This window comes from Comamonas sp. GB3 AK4-5 (assembly GCF_041320665.1).
Classification (GTDB): domain Bacteria; phylum Pseudomonadota; class Gammaproteobacteria; order Burkholderiales; family Burkholderiaceae_C; genus Comamonas.
Map to the genome: position 1 here is coordinate 3,734,626 of NZ_CP166730.1, position 17,915 is coordinate 3,752,540.

At 63.3% G+C, this 17,915-nt stretch carries 13 protein-coding genes; 11 read left to right on the forward strand and 2 right to left on the reverse strand.

The annotated features are described in order from the left end of the window. The 5 genes from puuE (at window position 1) to ACA027_RS16870 (ending at window position 6,952) form a co-directional block, all read left to right on the forward strand. Entirely contained in the window at window positions 1-960 is a 960-nt protein-coding gene (gene puuE, locus ACA027_RS16850; RefSeq protein ID WP_370679350.1) for an allantoinase PuuE, read from the forward strand. A gap of 64 nt (window positions 961-1,024) precedes the next feature. After that, window positions 1,025-2,794, forward strand: coding sequence for a 2-oxo-4-hydroxy-4-carboxy-5-ureidoimidazoline decarboxylase (uraD, locus tag ACA027_RS16855; protein ID WP_370679351.1), 1,770 nt, complete (start codon window positions 1,025-1,027; stop codon window positions 2,792-2,794). Between the two features lie 25 nt (window positions 2,795-2,819). Continuing rightward, window positions 2,820-4,094 carry an ArgE/DapE family deacylase gene (locus ACA027_RS16860; RefSeq protein ID WP_370679352.1) on the forward strand — a complete coding sequence of 425 codons (1,275 nt, stop codon included), beginning with the start codon at window positions 2,820-2,822 and terminating at the stop codon, window positions 4,092-4,094. Window positions 4,095-4,725: 631 nt separating this feature from the next. Further along, on the forward strand, window positions 4,726-6,195 hold the full coding sequence (locus ACA027_RS16865; RefSeq protein ID WP_370682614.1) for an NCS1 family nucleobase:cation symporter-1: 1,470 nt from the start codon (window positions 4,726-4,728) through the stop codon (window positions 6,193-6,195). Window positions 6,196-6,202: 7 nt separating this feature from the next. Further along, window positions 6,203-6,952, forward strand: a complete 750-nt coding sequence (locus ACA027_RS16870) for an aspartate/glutamate racemase family protein (protein ID WP_370679353.1) — start codon at window positions 6,203-6,205, stop codon at window positions 6,950-6,952. 17 nt (window positions 6,953-6,969) lie between these two features. On the opposite strand, the gene ACA027_RS16875 is transcribed toward ACA027_RS16870, so the two are convergent. Next, the gene (locus ACA027_RS16875; protein WP_370679354.1) at window positions 6,970-7,767 is read right to left on the reverse strand and encodes a helix-turn-helix transcriptional regulator; all 798 of its coding nucleotides are present in this window, start codon (window positions 7,765-7,767) and stop codon (window positions 6,970-6,972) included. A gap of 94 nt (window positions 7,768-7,861) precedes the next feature. Here ACA027_RS16875 and ACA027_RS16880 point away from each other — a divergent pair, with 94 nt between their 5' ends. The 6 genes from ACA027_RS16880 to ACA027_RS16905 all read left to right on the forward strand — a co-directional run bounded on the left by ACA027_RS16880 (window position 7,862) and on the right by ACA027_RS16905 (window position 16,185). Then, window positions 7,862-8,527: an MSMEG_1061 family FMN-dependent PPOX-type flavoprotein gene (locus ACA027_RS16880; RefSeq protein ID WP_370679355.1), complete on the forward strand. Its 666-nt coding sequence runs from the start codon at window positions 7,862-7,864 to the stop codon at window positions 8,525-8,527. Between the two features lie 363 nt (window positions 8,528-8,890). Further along, window positions 8,891-10,378: a nucleobase:cation symporter-2 family protein gene (locus ACA027_RS16885; RefSeq protein ID WP_370679356.1), complete on the forward strand. Its 1,488-nt coding sequence runs from the start codon at window positions 8,891-8,893 to the stop codon at window positions 10,376-10,378. A 202-nt stretch (window positions 10,379-10,580) separates the two neighbouring features. Continuing rightward, entirely contained in the window at window positions 10,581-12,872 is a 2,292-nt protein-coding gene (locus tag ACA027_RS16890; protein WP_370679357.1) for an NADP-dependent malic enzyme, read from the forward strand. A 701-nt stretch (window positions 12,873-13,573) separates the two neighbouring features. Then, window positions 13,574-14,941 (forward strand): sulfatase, encoded by a 1,368-nt coding sequence (locus ACA027_RS16895; protein ID WP_370679358.1) that lies wholly within the window; start codon window positions 13,574-13,576, stop codon window positions 14,939-14,941. Between the two features lie 168 nt (window positions 14,942-15,109). Further along, the gene (locus ACA027_RS16900; RefSeq protein WP_370679359.1) at window positions 15,110-15,514 is read left to right on the forward strand and encodes a cupin domain-containing protein; all 405 of its coding nucleotides are present in this window, start codon (window positions 15,110-15,112) and stop codon (window positions 15,512-15,514) included. 146 nt (window positions 15,515-15,660) lie between these two features. Then, a complete protein-coding gene (locus tag ACA027_RS16905) occupies window positions 15,661-16,185 on the forward strand; it encodes a nucleoside deaminase (protein ID WP_370679360.1) in 525 nt (174 codons plus the stop codon). Between the two features lie 9 nt (window positions 16,186-16,194). Here ACA027_RS16905 and ACA027_RS16910 read toward each other — a convergent pair whose 3' ends face one another. Further along, window positions 16,195-17,757 (reverse strand): methyl-accepting chemotaxis protein, encoded by a 1,563-nt coding sequence (locus ACA027_RS16910; RefSeq protein WP_370679361.1) that lies wholly within the window; start codon window positions 17,755-17,757, stop codon window positions 16,195-16,197. Between the last annotated feature and the right edge of the window lie 158 nt (window positions 17,758-17,915).

The window sequence follows — 17,915 nt, forward strand, 5'->3', positions numbered from 1 at the left end:
ATGACCTACGACGCCACCGCCCCCTACCCCCGCGATCTTGTTGGCTACGGCCGCCAGCAGCCCCATGCGCAATGGCCTGCCCAGGCCCGCGTGGCGGTGCAGTTCGTGCTGAACTACGAGGAAGGTGGCGAAAACCATGTGCTGCACGGCGATGCTGGCAGCGAGCAATTCCTGTCCGAGCTGTTCAACCCGGCCGCCTACCCCGCGCGCCATATGAGCATGGACGGCATTTATGAATACGGCTCGCGCGCCGGCGTGTGGCGCATATTGCGCGAGTTTGAAAAGCGCGGCCTGCCGCTGACCGTGTTCGGCGTGGCCACGGCCTTGCAAAAGCACCGCGAGCTGGCCCAGGCCTTTGACCAGTTGGGTCACGAGGTGGCCTGCCACGGCCTGAAGTGGATCCACTACCAGAACGTGCCCGAAGAGATCGAGCGTGCGCACATGGCCCAGTGCATGGAGATTTTTGAAGACATTTACGGCCATGACGGCGACCACGGCCTGGGCTGGTACACCGGCCGCGACAGCCCCAACAGCCACCGCCTGGTGGCCGATGACGGCCGCTTTGCCTACGACAGCGACTACTACGGCGACGACCTGCCATTCTGGATGAAGCTGGCCAAGACCGATGGCAGCCTCCACCACCAGCTCATCGTGCCCTATACGCTGGATGTCAACGATATGCGCTTTGCCCTGCCCCAGGGCTATTCGCATGCAGACCCGTTCTTTCAGTACATGAAGGACACGTTTGACACCCTGTATGCCGAGGGTGACCCCAGTGGTGAAAACGCCCCCAAGATGATGAGCATAGGCATGCACTGCCGCCTGCTGGGCCGCCCCGGCCGCATCACCGCGCTGCAGCGTTTCCTGGACCATATCCAAAGCCACAGCAACGTCTGGGTGTGCCGCCGCATCGACCTGGCCCGGCACTGGGCCCAGCGCTTTCCCACACCGACGCTTTGAATAAAAAAAGCCTCCAGCGCTTGGTACATCTGCGCTGGAAGCTCATATTTTGATAGGAGACACCATGGCCTTGACCCTGGAACAACTCAACGCAGCGCCCGCAGAGCAAGCCGTGGCCCTGCTGGACGGCCTGTACGAACATTCCCCCTGGATTGCCGCCGCTGCGCTGGCCCAACGCCCCTTCCAATCCCTGGCCCATCTCAAGCACGCCATGGTGCAGGTGCTGGCCCAAGCCTCTGCGCAGTCGCAGCTGGAGCTGATCCGCGCCCACCCGGAACTGGCAGGCAAGGCCATGGTCGCCCAATCGCTCACGGCCGAATCCACCAATGAGCAGAACAAGGCCGGGCTGACGGCCTGCACGCCCCAAGAATTCGCCCGCATCCAGCAGCTCAACGCCGACTACAACGCCCGCTTTGGCTTTCCCTTCATCCTGGCCGTGCGCGGCCCGCGCGGTACAGGCCTTGCCAAGCAGGAGATCATCGACAGCTTTGCGCGCCGCCTGGCCAACCACCCCGACTTTGAGCGCGCCGAGGCGCTGCGCAACATCCACCGCATTGCCGAAATCCGCCTGAACGACAAGTTCGGCTACGAGCCCCTGCTGGGCCATGACGTATGGGACTGGCAGGAAAAACTCAGCGCCCACACCGACCCCGGCTATGCCGAGCTGGGCCAGCTCACCGTCACCTACCTCACCGACGCCCACCGCGCCTGCGCCCAGCGCATCAGCCACTGGATGCGCGACTGCGGCTTTGACGAGGTCGAAATCGACGCCGTGGGCAATGTGGTGGGCCGCTACCACCCCGCCAAGGAAAGCGGGAAATACCTGCTCACTGGCAGCCATTACGACACCGTGCGCAACGGCGGAAAATACGATGGCCGCCTGGGCATCTTCGTGCCCATGGCCTGCGTGCGCGAACTGCACCGCGCCGGCAAGCGCCTGCCTTTTGGCATCGAGGTGGTGGGCTTTGCCGAGGAGGAAGGCCAGCGCTACAAGGCCACCTTCCTGGGCTCGGGTGCGCTGATTGGCGACTTCAAGCCCGCATGGCTGGACCAGCAGGACGCCGACGGCATCACCATGCGCGAAGCCATGCAGCATGCCGGCCTGTGCATTGACGACATTCCCAAGCTGCAGCGCGATCCGGCCCACTATCTGGGCTTTGTCGAGGTGCATATCGAGCAGGGCCCGGTGCTCAACGAGCTGGACATTCCCCTGGGCGTGGTCACCTCCATCAATGGCGGCGTGCGCTATAGCTGCGAGATGCTGGGCACGGCCAGCCACGCAGGCACCACGCCCATGAACCGCAGGCGCGATGCCGCTCTGGGCGTGGCCGAACTGGGCCTGTATATGGAACAGCGCGCTGCGCAAGACGGCGACAGCGTGGCCACCATCGGCATGCTGCAAGTGCCCAACGGCTCCATCAATGTGGTGCCGGGCCGCTGCCTGTTCAGCATGGACATGCGCGCGCCCACCGATGCCCAGCGCGACGCCATGGTCCAAGACGTGCTGGCCAAACTGGAAGAAATTGCCCTGCGCCGTGGCCTGCAATACCAAACCGAGCTGGCCATGCAAGCCGCCGCAGCCCCCAGCGCACCGGCCTGGCAGGCCCGCTGGGAAAAGGCCGTGAAAGCCCTGGGCGTGCCGCTGCACCGCATGCCCAGCGGCGCCGGCCACGACGCCATGAAGCTGCATGAAATCATGCCCCAGGCCATGCTGTTCACCCGCGGACTGAACAGCGGCATCAGCCACAACCCGCTGGAGTCCACCACCAGCGACGACATGCAGCTGGCCGTTGACGCCTTCAGCCATGTGCTGGAGCAGCTGGCTGCCGGATAACCACCGCCGACAAGAGACAAACACCATGACCCCAAACCGCCAAGCCACCTATGCCGCGCTGGACGCGTGGATCGACCAGCATTTCGACGAGCAGGTGCAGTTTCTCCAGGCCCTGGTCCAAGTACCTACCGACACGCCACCGGGCAACAACGCCCCGCATGCCGAGCGCACGGCCGCGCTGATACAGGCCTTTGGCTTTGATGCCGAAAAGCACGTGGTGCCTGCGCAAGAGGTCAAGGACTACGGCATGGAGTCCATCACCAACCTCATCGTGCGCCGGCCCTATGGCCAGCCCGGCAGCGGCAAGACCATTGCCCTGAACGCCCACGGCGATGTGGTGCCTCCCGGTGAAGGCTGGAGCAAAGACCCCTATGGCGCCCAGATCGAGGGCGGCAAGATGTATGGCCGCGCCACGGCCGTGAGCAAGAGCGACTTCTCCACCTTCACCTTTGCCGTGCGCGCCCTGGAGGCCGTGGCCAAGCCCGCCAAGGGCGCGGTGGAGCTGCACTTCACCTACGACGAGGAATTTGGCGGTGAACTGGGCCCGGGTTGGTTGCTGAAAAAAGGGCTGACAAAACCCGATCTGATGGTGGCCGCCGGCTTCAGCTACGAAGTGGTCACCGCCCACAACGGCTGCCTGCAGATGGAAGTCACCGTGCACGGCAAGATGGCCCATGCCGCCGTGCCCCACACCGGCGTCGACGCCCTGCAGGGTGCCGTGACCATCATGAGTGCGCTGTATGCCGAGAACACGAAGTACCAGCAGATCACATCCAAGGTGCCTGGCATCAAGCACCCCTATCTCAACATCGGCCGCATCGAAGGCGGTACCAACACCAATGTGATCCCCGGCAAGGTGGTGCTCAAGCTGGACCGCCGCATGATCCCCGAAGAAAAGCCGGCCGAAGTGGAAGCCAGCATACGCGCCGTGATCGCCCAGGCCGTGGAGGCCTTCAACCGCCAGCACGGCTACCAAGGCGAAGACGCGGTGCGCGTGGACATCAAACGCCTGCTGCTGGCCAACGCCATGACGCCGCTGCCGGGCAACGCCCCGCTGGTGGATGCTATCCAGACCCATGGCGAAGCCGTGTTTGGTGAAAAGCCGCCCGCCGTGGGCACGCCGCTGTACACCGATGTGCGTCTGTATGTGGAGCGCGGCATTCCCGGTGTGATCTACGGCGCCGGCCCCCGCACCGTGCTGGACAGCCATGCCAAGCGCGCCGACGAGCGCCTGGAACTGGAAGACCTGCGCCGCGCCACCAAGGTGGTGGCACGTTCGCTGGTGGATTGGTTGGGGTAAATAAGCCCCCCTAAGTCGCCTACGGCGCCTTCCCCCCAGGGGGACGACAGCCTCGCTGCGGGGCGACCCTTGCTCGCTGTCTGCTGGCCTGGGTCGCGCCAGTTTTCATGTGCAGGGGATCTGGAGCTTGGCCCCAGCTCTTCGCTCGCTACGCTGCGCGGGCAGGGGGATGACACCGGCGCGGCGGGGCGGCCCTTGCGCGGTGTCTCTGGCCTGGGGCGCGCCAGTTTCGTACGCTGTGCTCTGATCTTGCACCCTCTCCCGCTTGCGGGAGAGGGAAGGAGTCAAGACTCATCGCCCCGAAGTCCTGCAAACGCTTGATCTTCCAGCACAGGTAGCTCACTGAATAGGAGCGCCGCAGACAAAAAATAGGCTGGCCCGCCCTCTGCCGCGAGGAGATCGCAAACACGCGCTGACCGCATTCGGCGGCCCTTGTGATGCACTCGCCACTGCACGCTCGCCCTTGCGCAAAAAACCGTGCGAACTGCGACCAGATGTCGGAAATCTGGCAGCTGATTCCCTGATGGATAGTACTCACTTTTTGTATACAAATAGCAAGGTCAATTCGCGCAATCCTGCCGTTCTCCCCCTCGGCATCTGCAACAAGGAGCCTTCTGTGAGCACTGCGTCCATCCGCTCTTCTGAATCACCAAGCGCCTCACCGGCCTCAGCCCATTCCAGCACCGCACATATCAAACCCGGCTACGACCCTCGCTTGACCAATGAGGACCTGGCCCCGCTGAAGCACCAGACCTGGGGCAGATACAACATCTTTGCATTCTGGATGGCCGACGTGCACAGCGTGGGCGGCTACATCACGGCAGGCAGCCTGTTTGCGCTGGGGCTTTCGAGCTGGCAAGTCCTGGTCGCCTTGCTGGTCGGCATTTGCATCGTGCAGTTTTTCTGCAACCTCGTGGCCAAGCCCAGCCAGGTCACGGGCACACCCTATCCCGTGATCTGCCGCGCCTCCTTTGGTGTGCTGGGCGCCAACATCCCGGCCATTATTCGCGGCCTGATCGCCGTGGCCTGGTATGGCATACAGACCTATCTGGCCTCCAGTGCCTTCATGATGCTGGCCCTGCACTTCTACCCCCATCTCGCGCCCTATGCCTCGGTGGCAGAGCATGGTTTTGCCGGCCTGTCCACGCTGGGCTGGGCCGCCTTCATGCTGATGTGGGTGCTGCAGGCCCTGGTCTTTTGGCGCGGCATGGAGTCCATTCGCAAATTCATAGACTGGGCCGGCCCCGGCGTGTATGTGGTGATGGCCGTTTTGTGCGGCTGGCTGGTGTGGAAGGCAGGCTGGCGCAATATCAACCTCAACCTGGGGGGAGTGAAGTTCGCGGGCTGGGATGCGGTTCCCGTGATGCTGTCCGCCATTGCGCTGGTGGTGAGCTACTTCAGCGGTCCCATGCTCAACTTCGGCGACTTCTCGCGCTACGGCAAGAGCTTTGAGGCGGTCAAAAAAGGCAACTTCTGGGGCCTGCCGGTGAATTTTTTGTTTTTCTCCCTGCTCACCGTGGTCACCACCGCTGCCACCCTGCCGGTGTTCGGCACCCTCATCACAGACCCCGTGCACACGCTGGAGAAGATAGACAGCAGCACCGCCATTGTGCTGGGCGCGCTGACCTTCATGATTGCCACCATAGGCATCAACATCGTGGCCAACTTTGTCTCGCCGGCTTTTGACTTCTCCAACGTCTCGCCCCAACACATCAGCTGGCGCACCGGCGGCATGATTGCTGCCGTCGGCTCCATACTGATTACCCCCTGGAACCTCTATAACAACCCCCAGGTGATCCACTACACGCTGGACATTCTGGGCGCACTCATAGGCCCGCTGTTCGGCATTTTGATTGCCGACTACTACGTGGTGCGCCAGCAAAAAGTGGTGGTCGATGACCTCTACACCCTGGACACCCAGGGCAGCTACTGGTTCACCAAGGGCTACAACCCCAAGGCCATCTGGGCCATCATCCCTGCGGCCGCAATTCCCATGCTGTGCGTACTCATTCCGGCATGGCAGGCTGCGGCCAATTACGCCTGGTTCATGGGCATGGGCCTGGGTTTTTCCATCTACACCCTGCTGAACCGAAAGCACTGAGACTCCCATGCATATTCTGATCATCAACCCCAACACCACCTGGAGCATGACCGAGAAGATCGGCGCATGCGCGCGCTCCGTGGTGCGGGCCGGCACCCAGGTCACCGCCGTCAGCCCGGCTATGGGCCCGGCCTCCATAGAAAGCCATTACGACGAAGCCCTGGCCGTGCCCGGCCTGCTGCAAGAGATTGCCAAGGGTGAGCAAAGCGGCGTGGATGGCTATGTGATTGCCTGCTTTGGCGACCCTGGCCTCAAGGCTGCCCGCGAACTCGCACGCGGCCCCGTGGTCGGCATTGCCGAGGCCGCCATGCACATGGCCAGCATGGTGGGCTCGCATTTCAGCGTGGTCACCACGCTGGGCCGCACCATGGGCCAGGCCTGGCACCTGGCTGAGATCTATGGCATGCAGCGCTTTTGCGCCAATGTGCGCGCCTGCGAACTGCCGGTGCTGGAGCTCGAAGTCCCGGGCTCCAACGCGCGCGAGCGCATCACCGACGAATGCCGCCGCGCCCTGGCCGAAGATGGCTGCGACAGCATTGTGCTGGGCTGTGCCGGCATGGCCGACCTCTGCAAGCAGCTGCAGCAGACGCTGGGCGTGCCCGTGATCGACGGCGTGGCCGCCGCCACCACCATGGTGGAGTCACTGGTGCAGCTGGGCCTGTCCACTAGCAAGCAGGGTGAGCTTGCACGCCCTTTGCCCAAGGCCATGAGCGGGGCACTGGCAGGGTTTACGCTGGCGCCCCCCAGCCGCCCCTGATCCGAACGCCTTGCCGCCTACACCGCTTGCTGCTGCAAGCGATAGGCAGCCGGCGTGGCACCAAAGCTGCGGCGAAACAGGCTGATATAGCTGCTGACACTGGCATAGCCCAGGTCCAGCGCAATGGCGGTGACGCTCTGCCCCTCGGCCAGCATCTCCAGCGAGCGCAACAGGCGCACGCGCTGGCGCCAGGTGCTGAAGTTGAAGCCGGTCTCGGTCACAAACCTGCGGCTGAGGGTGCGCGTGCTGAGCGCTCCCCAGCTGGCCCAGGCATCGATATCGCGTGCATCGGCAGGGTTGGCAATCAAGGCCTTGGCAATGCGCAGCAAGCGGGCATCGTGGGGCAAGGGCAGGCCAAAGGCTTCTATGGGCAGGTGACGGATTTCATCCAGGATCACGGCGCAAATATGTTGCTGGGCCGCACTGTGCGCCAATGCCGCCTCGGGAGAGGCGCTGGCCAGTCGCAGCACGGCTTCGCGCAGCAGGCCGGAGACGCGAATCGTGCAAGGCTGCTTGGGCAGGTCGGCGCAGGCAGGCTCCGCCACATAAGCGCTCCAGCCATGGTAGGGGCCGTGGGAGCGCCCCGAATGCCGGTGGCGTGGCGGCAGCCATACCGCATGGATGGCAGGCACCACCCAGACCGCATCTTCCACCTGCACCGAAATCAGCCCCTTGAGGGAGCCAAACAACTGTCCGCGCGCATGCTGGTGCGGCTCGGAAGAGAGCTCTTGCTCCTGCCAGCGGGTGGCGGCGATCACGCTGGGCCCCTCGGCGGAATCGATGTACTGGCCCAGTTGCAGGAAAAGATCAGACATGGCGGATTTTCGCTATTCAATGTCTTGAAAATTCTATACCCGCCAAATCAAGGCGTTTTAAGCTGCCGGCATACCCATTGCACAAGGTGTGTCCATGTCTTCACTCCCCCCTCCCTCCCAACCCTGGCATGCCGATGTCCCACGGGCCATCGACCTGGACAGCCTGTACCAGCCGCCCACGGAGCGGATTCAGCAAGGCGTGCTCGATAGGTTGCAGGACTTTCACTGCGCCTACCTGGCCCAGGCCCGGTTTTTCTGCCTGGCCACCGGTGATGGCTGCGGCCTGGATGCCTCTCCGCGCGGTGGCCCTGCGGGCTTTGTCCAGGTGCTGGATGCCCACACCCTGGCCTTTGCCGATTGGCCAGGCAACAACCGGATCGCGTCGCTGCGCAATCTGCAAAGCGACAGCCGCCTGGCCATGCTTTTTCTGTTCCCCGGCCTGGAGGTTTTCCTGCGCATCAACGGCCGAGGCCGGGTCTCGACCGATGCACAGCTGCTGGACAGCTTGGGCGAAGCGGGCAAGACGCCCAAGACCGCCACCGTGGTGCGCATCGACGAGGTGCTGTTTCACTGCGGCCGCGCCGTCAACCGTGCCCAGTTATGGCAGGCCGATGCCCAACTGGACCGCAGCGACCTTCCCAGCGTAGGCCAGGTCATGGCGGCCATGGGCAAGCTGCGCGGCGAGGCCGAGCCCAGCAGCAGCGAGGTGACGCAGGCCGATGCCCACTATGCGCACGCCATGCGCCACGCGCTGTACTGAGCCCCCAAGCCCCGCTATCCCTCGCCGCCCGTCTGCACACCGGGCCGGCATGCCGCTTGCTTGTGGAGGGAATGTCAGAAAACACGAGGGGCTTGTCACCACGGCCCGGTGCGGATGCAGCATCGGCGCGCAGGCCCGCATTCCATGATGCAAAAAGGCCTTTTGCTCCGCAAAATGAAAATGCGCGATCGACAGTCGATCACACCGCAACAGGGGGCAAACCCCTAGCAAATCGCGCCACAAACACGGGTGAACCCGAAACTTTTATTCACCCATTTTGTATACACTTTTTGCATGGATTTCGGTCTACAACCATGTTGTCCCGGCATCCGACTCCGTCAATCAAGAAGGAAAAAGGCGTCCATGCAATCGTCCGTCCACCCCGTCGATGAGATGCTGCCCACGGGCAAGCTCACCGCCCTCGGCCTGCAGCATGTGCTGGTGATGTATGCCGGTGCCGTGGCCGTGCCGCTGATCATTGGCCGTGCACTCAATCTGCCTCCCGAGCAGGTGGCCCATTTGATTTCGGCCGACCTGTTTGTCTGCGGCCTCATCACCCTGGTCCAGGCCATGGGCACCACGCGCTGGTTCGGCATCAAGCTGCCGGTGATGATGGGCGTCACCTTTGCGGCCGTGGGCCCGATGATTGCCATGGCCCAAACCACCAGCGGCCCTGCGGGCGCGGGGCTGATCTTCGGCTCTGTGATTGGTGCGGGCGTGGTCTCCATCCTCATCGCTCCCGCCATCAGCCGCATGCTGCGCTTCTTCCCACCCGTGGTGACAGGCACCATCATTGCGGTGATCGGCATCAGCCTGATGCGTGTGGGCATCAACTGGATTTTTGGCAACCCCGTGGGGCCGACTGCGCCCAGCGTGCCCAACCCCGAACACCTGAAGTGGTTGTCGGAAGCCCAGGCCATGGCCGGCGCTCCAGGCTCCCAGCTGGCGCCCGTTCCCAAAGGATTTTCCGTGGTGCCCAGCCTTCCCAACCCCAAATACGCCGACCTGACCGGTGTGGGCATTTCGGGTGCTGTGCTGCTGACCATCTTGCTGATCGCCCGCTTTGGCAAAGGCTTTCTGGCCAACGTCTCGGTGCTGGTAGGCATTGTGGTGGGCGGCATCATCACCGCCGCCATGGGCCTGATGGACTTCCACAAGGTGGGCGAGGCCAAGTGGTTCGAGCTGATCCTGCCCTTCGAGATTGCGGCCCCCATCTTCGACCCCTGGCTGATCCTCACCATGTCGCTGGTGATGGTGGTGGTGATGATCGAGTCCACCGGCATGTTCCTGGCCCTGGGCGACATGACGGACAAGAAAATCTCCCAGCAAGACCTGACCCGTGGCCTGCGCACCGACGGCCTGGGTACCTTGGTGGGCGGCATTTTCAACACCTTCCCCTACACCAGCTTCTCGCAGAACGTGGGTCTGGTGGCCGTGACCGGCGTGAAGAGCCGCTGGGTCTGCGTGGCTGGGGGCGTGATTTTGCTCGTCCTGGGCTTGCTGCCCAAGATGGCGGCACTGGTCGAGTCTCTGCCCACCGTGGTGCTGGGCGGCGCGGGCCTGGTGATGTTCGGCATGGTGGCGGCCACCGGCATCCGCATCCTCTCGAACGTGGACTTCCAGCACAACCGCAACAACGCCATGATTGTGGCGGTATCGATTGGCGTGGGCATGATTCCCCTGGTGGCCCCCAATTTCCGTCAGTGGATGCCCCATGCCATTCATCCACTTATTGAATCCGGTATTCTTCTGGCCTCGCTTTGCGCCGTGCTGCTGAACATGTTCTTCAACGGCTCGCGCGGCGATAACGAAGCTGCCATCCGTGCTGCACGCCAGGCCGACGCCCACTGAGGCCCCGACCGAGTCTGTAGCCACCTGCCCGGCCACCGCCGGGCCAGCGCCCCCTGGTTGATACCGCATTCCAGGGGGCTTTGGCGTTTCAACCCCATACAAATCAATAGTTGCTTTCCTCTGAAGCCGTACTTCCGCCAGAGCGTGTCGGCCATCAGGTAAGCTCCATGTCAGCTCCGAGTTTTTTCGTTGAGATTTCCGTATGACACAAAACCTGTCCACCGCAGAACAAGCCTTGCGTGACGCCGCACGCGACTACCACCGCAGCCCCGTCAAGGGCAAGATTTCGGTGACCCCCACCAAGCCGCTGTCCAACCAACGTGATCTGTCCCTGGCCTACTCGCCCGGCGTCGCCTATCCCTGCCTGGACATCGAAGCCGATCCCAGCCAGGCCGCCGAATACACCTCGCGCGGCAACCTGGTGGGCGTGATCACCAATGGCACGGCCGTGCTGGGTCTGGGCGATATCGGCCCCCTGGCCGCCAAGCCGGTGATGGAGGGCAAGGGCTGCTTGTTCAAGAAGTTTGCCGGCGTCGACGTGTTCGACATCGAACTGGCCGAGCGCGATCCGGACAAGTTGATCGAGATCATCGCTGCCATGGAGCCCACCCTGGGCGGCATCAACCTGGAAGACATCAAGGCGCCCGAGTGCTTCTATATTGAGCAAGAACTCTCCAAGCGCATGAACATTCCGGTGTTCCACGACGACCAGCACGGCACGGCCATCATCTCCAGCGCCGCCCTGCTCAACGGCCTGGAGCTGGTGGGCAAGGACATCGGCGCCGTGAAGGTCGCCGTCTCCGGCGCTGGTGCCGCCGCCATTGCCTGCGTCACGGTGATGGTGGGCCTGGGCGTGAAGCGCGAAAACGTCTTCATGGTCGACTCCAAGGGCGTGATCTACGAAGGCCGCCCCGGCGGTCTGGATGCCTCCAAGGCCCAGTATGCACAAAAGACCGAGGCCCGCACCCTGGCCGACGTGGTCAACGGCGCCGACGTGTTCCTGGGCTGCTCGGCCCCCGGCGTGCTGACGGCCGACATGGTCAAGACCATGGCCGACAAGCCCATCATCCTGGCCCTGGCCAACCCCGAGCCCGAAATCCGCCCCGAACTGGCCAAGGCCATTCGCCCGGACTGCATCATGGCCACCGGCCGCTCGGACTATCCCAACCAGGTCAACAACGTCCTGTGCTTCCCCTACATCTTCCGTGGCGCGCTGGACTGCGGCGCCACCAAGATCACCGAAGCCATGAAGCTGGCCTGCGTGCGTGAAATCGCCGCCCTGGCCAAGCAGGATGTCAGCGACGAAGTCGCTGCCGCCTACCAGGGCAAGGAGCTGAAGTTCGGCCCCGACTACCTCATCCCCACGCCTTTCGATGTGCGCCTGATTCTGCGCATCGCCCCGGCCGTGGCCCAGGCCGCCGCCGAATCCGGCGTGGCCACCCGCCCCATCGAGGACATCAAGGCCTACCGCGAAAGCCTGACCCGCTTCGTCTACCAGACCAGCATGTTCATGCGCCCGGTGTTTGCCGCAGCCAAGTCCAATGTGCAGCGCGTGGCCTATGCCGAAGGTGAAGACGAGCGCGTGCTGCGCGCCGTGCAGACCGTGCTGGACGAAGGCCTGGCCAAGCCGATTCTGATCGGCCGCCCCGGCGTGATCGAGGCGCGTATCGCCAAGGCCGGCCTGCGCATGCAGCCCGGCGTGGACGTGGAAATCTGCGATCCCGAAGACGACCCACGCTTCCGCCAGTACTACGAGGCATACCACCAGCTGATGAGCCGCGACGGCATCACCATCGAAGGTGCCAAGTCCGTGGTGCGCCGCTCCAACACCGTCATCGCCTCGCTGATGGTGCAACTGGGCGATGCCGACGCCATGCTCTGCGGCCTGGTGGGTCGCTTTGACAAGCACCTGGCCCATATCGAGGAAGTGCTGGGCCACAAGCCCGGCGTCGATCGCCTGGCTACCGTCAACGCACTGATGCTGGAAAACCGCACCCTGTTCATTGCGGACACCTACATCAACGAAGACCCGACTGCCGAAGAGCTGGCCCAGATCGCCAAGATGGCGGCCGACGAAGTGGCACGCTTTGGCCTGCCCCCCAAGGTGGCCTTCCTCTCGCACAGCAACTACGGCTCGTCCACCCGCAAGTCCGCACTGAAGATGCGCGAAGCACGCAACCTGTTTGCGGCAGCCAACCCCGGCATCGAATGCGACGGCGAAATGCACGGCGATGCAGCCCTGGACGAGAAGGTGCGCCAGCGCACCTTGCTGGACAGCAGCCTGCACGGCGAGGCCAATGTGCTGATCTGCCCCAACCTGGACGCGGCCAACATTCTGTTCAACGTGCTCAAGACCACGGCAGCCCATGGCACCACCATCGGCCCCATGCTGCTCGGCGGCGCGGCCGCAGCCCATGTGCTGACACCCTCGTCCACCGTGCGCCGCGTGGTGAATATGACGGCCTTGGCGGCCGCCCAAGCGCAGAAGAAGTAAGCCCCCTGAGACGCTGCGCGCCTTCCCCCCAGGGGGACGGCGCCAGCGCGGCGGGGCGGCCCTTGCGCGGTGCCCCTCATTGGGGCGCGCCAGTTTCATGCGCTGTGCCCTTGGCCTTGGGGCCTGCCAGTTTTGTGCGCTGCGCCCCTGGCTTGATTCCCTCGCCCCTTCGGGGAGAGGGCCTGGGTGAGGGGCAACCCCGCACTGCCCCACTACCAAGCCCTTGGCCTGTGCCAAGGGCTTTTTTCATGCTGTATGGCGCTACATAAAACAGGAGCATCCACAGCGCTTACCGTCAGTGTTTCAAATAGAAAAATATCTGAAACCCTTTCTACTCCAGCATCACAAGCTCCTGTTTTACAAGCTACGCCGCTTTTACCCAACCCAAGCTTTGCGCTATGGGATGCATGCTGGACTGCTTCGACCCACTCCAAGCGTGATGCACGCCCCCAGCTTGCGGCCGAGCAAGCTCCACGCCAGGTGGGTGAATTGATACGCCAAACAGACATTGGGCCTACATAGGTATCCATGTCCAAAAAACCAGCTTTCACCCCATCTCGCAGACTATGATCGCCGCGCTCCCAACAGCAAAGGGATGCTCGCAGCTTCACCAAATGGGAGCGCGCAGGCTTTCCCGCTCTTGCGTCAATATTGCTTGGCTTGCTATGTGACCAGCCCATTTACTGGCATGGAGACCATTTATGTGGACCAACCGCCGCTCAGCACTGGCCTTCTTATGCAGCATGGCGGGAACAAAAGCCCTGCCGGGCTGGGTGGCCCACAGCCAACGTCCACCGAACTTCATCATCATCCTTTGCGATGACTTGGGTTATGGCGATATACAGCCAACGGGTGGTCACCTCATCCCCACTCCGCAGCTCAACCGCATGGCGCGCGAGGGAATGGTGCTCACCGACTACTATGCCCCCCAAAACCTCTGCACGCCCTCACGGGCAGGGCTGCTGACCGGCCGCTACCCCATACGCAGCGGCCTGGCCTGGGGAGTGATCTTGCAGCCCGATAGGCGCATCCTGCCCATGACCGAAGTGACCATTCCTGCGGCGTTGCGGCCTGCGGGCTATGCCTCCGGACTCTTCGGCAAATGGCACCTGGGTCACCAAGGGCCTGACTGGCAACCCACCAAGCACGGATTCGATTATTTCTTTGGCATTCCGTACAGCCACGACATGCAACCGCTGCCGCTCTTCACAGACACCGGGCCTGACACTAAGCCAACGGAAGAAGCACCAGTGATGAGCGAATTGCAGCAACGCTTCTACGGCGAAGCAGAGCAATTCATCGAAACCCACAAAGATCGCCCATTTTTCGTGGAACTGGCGTTGAGTGCCCCGCACCTCGCGAACTACCCCAATGCCAGGTACCGCGACCCAAAGATGCAAAGCGCCTATGCCGAAGTCGTGGAGGAAATTGACACCATCGTCGGCCGCCTGCTCGACAAGCTGCGTCAGTTGCGGCTGGAGCGAGACACGCTGGTGATCTTCACGTCAGACAACGGCCCCTGGTATGAGGGATCCAGCGGCGTGCTGCGCGATCGCAAAGGCGGTGCTGGCTACGATGGCGGTTACCGCGTCCCTTGTCTTGCCTGGCAGCCTGGCACGGTGCCCGCAGGAAAGCGCGGCGACTCCATTGCCATGGGCATTGACTTTCTCCCCACCTTTTGCGCCATGGCGGGGCAGACGCTACCGGAAAGCACCTTGCTTGATGGCAAAGACATCCGTGCGGTGCTGACCCAGGGCTCACCCACGCCGCATGACGCCTTGCTGTTGTTTGATGACGAAGAGGTAGCGGCAATCCGCACGCAACGCTGGAAATACGTCGCCCAGACCCATTTTCATGGCAAACGCCTCGCTATCGATGACCACTACCCTCAGCTCTATGATGTGTCGGTCGACCCGGGGGAGAACTACAGCGTGCACCACCGCTACCCCGAGGTCCTGGCGGCCATGCAACAGCACTTGGCGCAGGCACGCAGCACATTCGGCCCCTTGAAGCGGGGCATACCAGGGTTTGGCCGCCCCCAAGAGTTGAATGTGCCGCCCAAGGCCTAACCCCACTCCTTTCGGACTATCAGAGTTAGGAGCACTCACTGACTATAGGCAACAGATTTGCGTGTGTTTGAAGCAAAAAAACGAACACCAATCTGTGCGAGGCGCTCAATTTTTATCTAGTGCAAGCATGGGTATCATGCCCTGCCTGTTTTTCAGTGGATAAAACCTGTGACCGTCCCGCCCCCTGCCCTCCCCGCCAAGCTGGTGCGCATAGACGCCAGCGACCTGTCCCAGGCCCGCAGCGGCCAGCCCAGCCGCCCGCTGCGCGGCCACACCACGTACAAGACGCTGGATGTGTTCAGCGGCAACAGCGGCAAGGCCCATGCCGGCGTGTGGGAGGCCACGGCCGGCGCATTTCAGTCGAATATCCAGGGCTATATCGAGTTCTGCCACATTGTGGAAGGCAGCTGCCGCCTGGTGGACCCGGACGGCACGGTGCACCACTTCCGGGCAGGCGACAGCTTTGTGCTGCCCGATGGTTTCTGCGGCCACTGGGAAGTGGATGAGCGCGTGAAGAAAGTGTTTATCACCACCGAGGTGGATACCGCACCGACAGAGACAGCTAACGCGTGAAGTCATGGAGGACGCGCACCGCCAAAGTACTGCCCAGCGCTGTTTTATGTGTCGGATCACGTACCTGGCATGCGACATGCAATACCTGACGGCATGAGCACCTGCCCGGCAGGTGCCATACCTCGATTCCCCTTCAGGAGGCGCGCATGAGCATCACGGTCCAGGACCAGCGTTTTTTGGGTGGACAGCCCTTGTCCGCCAGCGACACCCGGCATCTGCGCCAGGCATTTGTCTGGGCCCATGCGGCGCGTGCGCGTGGCAATCGGCCCTTTGGGGCCGTGGTGGTTGCACAGGACGGGCGCATGCTGGCCGAGGCCTTCAGCAGCTCCTGCGAAACCGGCGACTGCACCAGCCATGCAGAGATGAATGCCATCCGCCAACTGGGCAACCCGCGTGTACCCGCCGAGGTGCGGGAACAGGCCACGCTCTACGCCTCGGCCCAGCCCTGTGCCATGTGCGCCTGCGCCATCTGCCATGCCGGCATTGGCCGGGTGGTGTATGGCCTGGATGGAGAGCGCCTGCTGCAGCTCCACCCCCATCTGCGCGGCAGCACCCTGGACTGCCGCACCGTCTTTAACAGCGCCACCTACGCTGTGCGCTGCATTGGCCCTGCCCTGGTCAGCGAAGCACTGGCGGTGTACGAAAACCACTGGCTGCCGCCCTTGCCCTGACCCGGCAGCTCAACGCATGCGGAACACTTCCAGCGTGCGGTGCAGTGCGCCGGCGTTCTGGCTCATATGGCCGGCCGAATGGGCCGAGCCTTCGGACATGCTGGCGTTCTGCTGGGTCACGATGTCCAGCTCGCCAATGGCCTGGTCCACCTGGGCAATGCCGGCGGCCTGTTCGCGCGCGGTCAGCACCATGGCCTGCACCATCTCGCTGACCTGGTCCACCGACTGCACGGCCTGTGCAATGGTGGCGCTGGCCTGCTGCATGCGCTCCGCCCCCTGGTGGATGCGCTGGTTGGAGCCCGAGATCAAGACCTTGATCTCCTTGGCCGCTTCGGCGCTGCGCTGGGCCAGGGTGCGCACCTCGCCCGCCACCACGGCAAAGCCCCGGCCCTGTTCGCCGGCACGGGCTGCTTCCACGGCGGCGTTCAGCGCCAGGATATTGGTCTGAAAGGCAATGCCTTCGATGGTGGTGATGATCTGCGACATCTGCTGCGAGGAGTCACGCAGCCCGCGCACCAGGTCTTCCACCTGCTGCATGGCCTGGCCGCCCTGCTGGGCCAGTTGGGCGCTGGTGCCGCTTTGCTGCAGCACCTCTTCGGTGGTTTGCTGGGACTGGGCCACGCTGCCCGCCAGCTCGGCCATGGCGGCTGCGGTTTGCTGCAGGCGATCGGCCTGGGTTTCGGTGCGCTGCGACAGGCTGCGTGCACTGTGGGACAGGTCGCTGGCCAGGTGGCTGAATCCATCGATCTCATCGCGGGCATCACCCACCACGGCGCGCAGGTTGTAATGCACCTGCTGCAGCTGCTCCATCAGCAACGCCATGGGGTGGCGACCCGACATTTTGGGTAGCGGCACTTCCAGCTGGCAGCGGGCCAGCTCTTTGGCCAGTTGGTAATTGGCGGCAAAAGGCAGCGTGACCGTGCGGTGCAGCCACACCATGCCGCCCACGGCCCACAGCAGCATGACCGCGATCTGTGCGGCCAACTGCCAGGGCTGCGTCCAGCCCAGCACTGCAGGCATGGCGCCCATCAGCAGCAGGGGCAGAACCACGGCGCCCAGGCGCTGGGTAAGGCTGGCGCGCTGCAGCTTGCCCAGCCGGTTGCGCAGCCCGCGCTGGCGCACATGGCCGGCATGCAGCATCACTTCGGGCCGGGGTTTGCCGCGCTCTTGCACCAGCTGGGCATAGAGCTGCTCGGCGGCCTGCACCTGCTCCCTGGAAGGCTTGGCGCGCACCGACATATAGCCCACGGGCTTGCCGCCCTGCAAGATGGGGGTGACATGGGCATGTACCCAATAGAAACCGCCCCCTTTGCGCTGGTTCTTGATCACGCCCTTCCAGCTGCGGCCATGGCCTATGGTGGACCACATGTCCTTGAATGCCTCGGAGGGCATATCGGGGTGGCGCACCATGTTGTGGGGCTGGCCCATCAGCTCTTCCATGCTGAAACCGCTGACCCGCACAAAGGCAGCGTTGCAATGGGTGATATGTCCTCGGCTGTCCGTGGTGGACATCAGCAGTTCATCGTCCTGCAGTGGAAATTCGTGATCGATGGCGGAAATTTGGGAACGCATAACGGGACGGCACGGGCATGGAGCCCAGTGAAAAGTGGTGGAGAGGGCTGCGCCTGGCGGCATGTCACATGCATCAGCGCTGTTGCCAGGGCACTGGCAAGCGCTTGGCCGCCCAATCGGCGCAAAAAAGCGGGGTCAGATCAACATGGGGGAATGGG

Bases quoted from the DNA above. Each gene is read 5' to 3' on its own strand.
- ACA027_RS16905 (WP_370679360.1), top strand. From the start codon at position 15,661: ATGAGCATCACGGTCCAGGACCAGCGTTTTTTGGGTGGACAGCCCTTG.
- uraD (WP_370679351.1), top strand. From the start codon at position 1,025: ATGGCCTTGACCCTGGAACAACTCAACGCAGCGCCCGCAGAGCAAGCC.
- ACA027_RS16870 (WP_370679353.1), top strand. From the start codon at position 6,203: ATGCATATTCTGATCATCAACCCCAACACCACCTGGAGCATGACCGAG.
- ACA027_RS16860 (WP_370679352.1), top strand. From the start codon at position 2,820: ATGACCCCAAACCGCCAAGCCACCTATGCCGCGCTGGACGCGTGGATC.
- ACA027_RS16910 (WP_370679361.1), bottom strand. From the start codon at position 17,757: ATGCGTTCCCAAATTTCCGCCATCGATCACGAATTTCCACTGCAGGAC.
- ACA027_RS16885 (WP_370679356.1), top strand. From the start codon at position 8,891: ATGCAATCGTCCGTCCACCCCGTCGATGAGATGCTGCCCACGGGCAAG.
- ACA027_RS16875 (WP_370679354.1), bottom strand. From the start codon at position 7,767: ATGTCTGATCTTTTCCTGCAACTGGGCCAGTACATCGATTCCGCCGAG.
- ACA027_RS16890 (WP_370679357.1), top strand. From the start codon at position 10,581: ATGACACAAAACCTGTCCACCGCAGAACAAGCCTTGCGTGACGCCGCA.
- ACA027_RS16895 (WP_370679358.1), top strand. From the start codon at position 13,574: ATGTGGACCAACCGCCGCTCAGCACTGGCCTTCTTATGCAGCATGGCG.
- ACA027_RS16880 (WP_370679355.1), top strand. From the start codon at position 7,862: ATGTCTTCACTCCCCCCTCCCTCCCAACCCTGGCATGCCGATGTCCCA.
- puuE (WP_370679350.1), top strand. From the start codon at position 1: ATGACCTACGACGCCACCGCCCCCTACCCCCGCGATCTTGTTGGCTAC.